Annotated in this window: 5 protein-coding genes; 3 read left to right on the forward strand and 2 right to left on the reverse strand. The window is 64.5% G+C overall.

The window, feature by feature from the left end:
- A partial coding sequence (locus FNJ47_RS44920) for a GGDEF domain-containing protein (protein ID WP_163163051.1) occupies positions 1-1,052 on the forward strand: 1,052 nt, incomplete at its 5' end.
- A gap of 21 nt (positions 1,053-1,073) precedes the next feature.
- On the opposite strand, the gene FNJ47_RS44925 is transcribed toward FNJ47_RS44920, so the two are convergent.
- Both FNJ47_RS44925 and FNJ47_RS44930 read right to left on the reverse strand, forming a co-directional pair.
- On the reverse strand, positions 1,074-1,802 hold the full coding sequence (locus tag FNJ47_RS44925; protein WP_163163053.1) for an SDR family oxidoreductase: 729 nt from the start codon (positions 1,800-1,802) through the stop codon (positions 1,074-1,076).
- 93 nt (positions 1,803-1,895) lie between these two features.
- Entirely contained in the window at positions 1,896-2,786 is an 891-nt protein-coding gene (locus tag FNJ47_RS44930) for a LysR family transcriptional regulator (RefSeq protein WP_163163055.1), read from the reverse strand.
- An 86-nt stretch (positions 2,787-2,872) separates the two neighbouring features.
- Here FNJ47_RS44930 and FNJ47_RS44935 point away from each other — a divergent pair, with 86 nt between their 5' ends.
- Positions 2,873-3,334 carry a PACE efflux transporter gene (locus FNJ47_RS44935; protein ID WP_163163057.1) on the forward strand — a complete coding sequence of 154 codons (462 nt, stop codon included), beginning with the start codon at positions 2,873-2,875 and terminating at the stop codon, positions 3,332-3,334.
- A 234-nt stretch (positions 3,335-3,568) separates the two neighbouring features.
- Positions 3,569-4,034, forward strand: a 466-nt coding sequence (locus FNJ47_RS44940) for an ABC transporter substrate-binding protein (protein WP_163163059.1), incomplete at its 3' end; no start/stop codon positions are given.

Below are 4,034 nucleotides of genomic sequence, written 5' to 3' on the forward strand. Positions count from 1 at the left end.
CGGCGGTAATTGCGATCCGCGAGCCGACCGCGCTGTTCATCACCTGGGTCGTCCTCGAACTCGTCATCTGCCTCTCGCGACTGGCGGTGCTCGTGGTTGCGCATCGCGCGGCGCGCGAGCAGCGGCCGACCCCGACCGATCTGCACCTCGTGCTTGCGGTCGCCTGGAGCGCCAGCGTCGGCTTCGGCATCCTGATCAGCCTCGCCAGCGGCGACTGGGTGGTTGCGCTGCTGGCTTCGTTGTCGGCGGCCGCAATGGTCGGCGGCATCTGCTTCCGCAATTTCAGCGCGCCACGCCTCGCCGGAACCATGATCCTGCTCAGCCTCGGCCCGATCGTACCGGGAGCGGCCCTTGCCGGCGAACCGCTGCTCCTGATCGTCGTCATGCAGGTACCGCTGTATCTCACGGCGATGACGGTCGCGGCCTTCCGCCTCAACAAAATGCTGATTGCCACCATGCGCGCCGAACGCGAGAACGGCCATCTTGCCCATCACGACACCCTGACCGGCCTGCGCAATCGCGCCGGCTTCGTCGCCGCGCTGAACGCGAAGCTGGCGGCCTCTCGCGGAAATGGCGGTCCGTTTGCGCTGCTGTTCTTCGACCTCGACAATTTCAAGCCGGTCAACGACACCTACGGGCATGCGGCCGGCGATCAGGTGCTGATGCTGGCTGCCGAGCGGCTGCGGCGCGCTTTGCCGGAGACCGCCGTGATCGCGCGGCTCGGCGGCGATGAATTCGTGGTGCTGGCGAACGGCGTCACCGCCGAGCAGGCGCTCGCGGTCGGCCATCGCATCTTCCAGGCCGTCACGATGCCCTACCGGCTCGCCGACGGCATCTTCGCAAAGGTCGGCGTCAGCGTCGGTGTCGCGATGTCGCCCGAACACGGCACCGAGGCCGAGGAGCTGCTGGCGGTTGCCGATGCCGCGCTCTATGAAGCCAAGTCCGAAGGCAAGGCCCAGTGCCGCATGGCCTCCGTCGCCACCAATCTGGCGGCGCTGCGCCGGCTGACGAAGAAGGACCCGACGCCGGCGCTCGATCGCGGCGCCGCCTGAGACGTCCGGGAGAAACGCTCCCTACAGATCGAAATTCGTCGGCAGCATCACGACGTCGCGGATGGTCATGCCGCGCGGCCGGGTCAGCATGAAGATCACGACCTCGGCGACTTCACTCGCTTCCAGCAGGCTTCCTGCCGCCTTCGCCTCCGCAAGCTTCTCCGCCGGCCAATCCGCCAGCAGCGCGCTGATAACGGGCCCGGGCGAGACTGAACCGACGCGGATGCCGTGCTTGAAGACCTGGCGCCGCACCGTCTGCACGAAGCAGTTGATCGCCCATTTCGACGAGGCATAGACCGGCTCCCACGGCGTCGGAAAATGTGCGGCGAGCGAGCTGGTGACGATGATGTCGCCGGTCGCCCGCGCGGTCATGTGCGGCAGCACGTCGTGGACGTTCTTCATCACGACGTTGACGTTGAGGTTCAGCATCCGGTCGATCGCGCTTGTCTCGGCATCGACGAGGTCGCCGCCGACATAGATGCCGGCATTGGCGTGCAGGATATCGAGCTGGCCGGCCTTCTCGAGCACCTGCGGCAGCAGCGTCGCGCAGGCCTTCGGGTCGAGCAGGTCGAGCACCAGCGGGATCACCGCATTGCCGTGCTTGCCGGCGAGCGCCTCGAGCGCGGCCACATCGCGATCGACCATCACCACGCGCGCGCCTGCCGCGAGCATGGCCTCGCTGCTCGCAAGTCCGATGCCTGACGCCGCTCCGGTCACGGCCGCGACCTTGCCTTCCAATTGCTTCGCCATCGTTTCCACCCCGTCAGGTCACTGCGGCAGGCATGGCAACACATCGCGGCCGCGATGCCAGCTCACCATGCCATGAGCGACGCGCCTGTCCCGTCACATGCGAAGCATCGGCGGTCGCGTGGCGAAACGACGACGCAGCCACTTTGCCGCCGGTCCCACCGGCCGCTGCTTGTGCCAGACCACTTCGAGCGCGACGGGATGCGCGCCCTCGTCGAACTCCAGTTCGGGAATGGCCAGCTCCTCGGCGACCTGCGAACTCGCCATGATGTGGGCCGGGATCAGCGCCCAGCCGACGCCCTGCTTGAGGATTTGCAGGATCACCCAATGGCTCTCGACCCACCACACCTCGGCTGCGACCCGAAGCCTGTGCCGCTCGGTGCCTTCGTTGCGCACCGTGACCATGATCTGGCGATGCCGCTTCAACTCCTCCCAATCGACCCGCCCATGTGCCAGAGGGTGGTTCTTGCCGCAGACGAGTTGCAACGGCACCCAGCCGATGGTCTTGAAGCCGAGCTCGGGCGGCAGCTGCTCCTGCCGCCACATCACGCCGACATCGGCCTTGCCGTCGAGCACGAGGCGGCTGACGTCCTCCATGATCGGAAACAGCAGCTCCAGCTCGACATGCGGAAATCGCTCCGCGAATTCCGCAAACAACTCGCCCACGGCGCTCTCCGGATAGAGCTCGTCGATCGCCACCACCAGGCGCTTCTCGACATGCGCCTCGAAACTGCTGGCGACACCGATCAGGTGCTCGCGGCGATCGAGGATCAGTTTTGCTTCAGGCAACAGCCGCGCACCCGCTTCGGTCAGCACCGGGTTGCGACCGGCCCGGTCGAACAGCGCAACGCCGAGGTCGGTTTCCAGGTTGGCGACATGCGTGCTGACCGCGGACTGCGCCTTCTTCAGAAGCCGTGCCGCACCGGAAAACGAGCCCTGCTCGGCCGCCGCCACGAAGGATTCGAGCTGGTCCATGGAAACGGTCATCTATCTCTTTTTCAGATATTACGTAACTTTGTAATCCCACAATATCAGATAGAAATCCGGTCACAACGACAAGAAAGGGTTTCAAAATGTCTATGCGTTCCTTCTCGGACCGGGTCAGGCACGCAGTCCTGTTCGAACTGATCGGTATCGCCATCTTCACGCCGGCGGCCGCCTGGCTGTTCAATCAGCCGGTCGCCCATATGGGCGTCATCGGCGTCGTCTCTGCGACGGTGGCGACGATCTGGAACTTGCTGTTCAACCTCGGCTTCGACCATGCGCTGGTCCGCTTCACCGGCCGTGTCGCCAAGACCATGCCGATCCGCGTCGCACATGCGATGCTGTTCGAGGCCGGCCTGATCGTGCTGCTGATCCCGTTCGTCGCCTGGTATCTCGGCGTCCCGCTGTGGGCCGCGCTGATGATGGATATCTCCATCGTCGCGTTCTATCTGGTCTACGCGTTCGTGTTCAACATCGCCTATGACCGCGTTTTCCCGGTGCGCGAGCTCAGCGCGCACGGTCGCGCGGCGAGCCGGGCCCTGCCGGCCTGATCGGCCTCTGCATTCGGCGCGGTGGATCACTCGATCCGCCGCGCCGCTCCGCACCCTGACACCGCGCCAATATTCCTGAAGGTAGCGCCTGCACACAAGTTCCGCCGTGCCGCACTCTTAAACTGATTTGATCCGGATCAAGCATCATGGAATGCTTGACGCCGAGATGCCCGTCAGAGGCTGCCAAACGGCCAACAATGCCAAAACGGCCAACAAGAAGAAGCGGAGGATGCAATGACAAGCAACCGTTCACCCCGGCCAACCCGCCGTGATCTCATCAAGGGTACTGCTGCCACGTCAGCCACGCTGCTGCTCGGCAGGCCCGCGATCGCCAAAGGCAAGACCGAGATCGTCATCGGCAACATCGACGCCTATTCCGGACCGGCCGCGGTCTATTCGTCGATCGGCCGCACGCCCGGCGGCTATTTCAAGATGATCAACGAGCAAGGCGGCATCAACGGCCGCATGATCAAGTACATCACCTATGACGACGCCTACAGTCCGGCCAAGACCGTGGAGCAGGCGCGCAAGCTGGTCGAAGGCGACGAGATCGACGTCCTGTTCTCGCCGCTCGGTGCGCCCACCAATGCGGCGATCATGAAATACATGAACCAGAAGAAGGTCCCGCACCTCTTCATCGCTTCGGGTGCCACCAAGTTCGGCGACTACAAGAATTTCCCGTACACGATGGGCTTCATGC

This window comes from Bradyrhizobium uaiense (assembly GCF_010811875.1).
GTDB lineage: Bacteria > Pseudomonadota > Alphaproteobacteria > Rhizobiales > Xanthobacteraceae > Bradyrhizobium > Bradyrhizobium uaiense.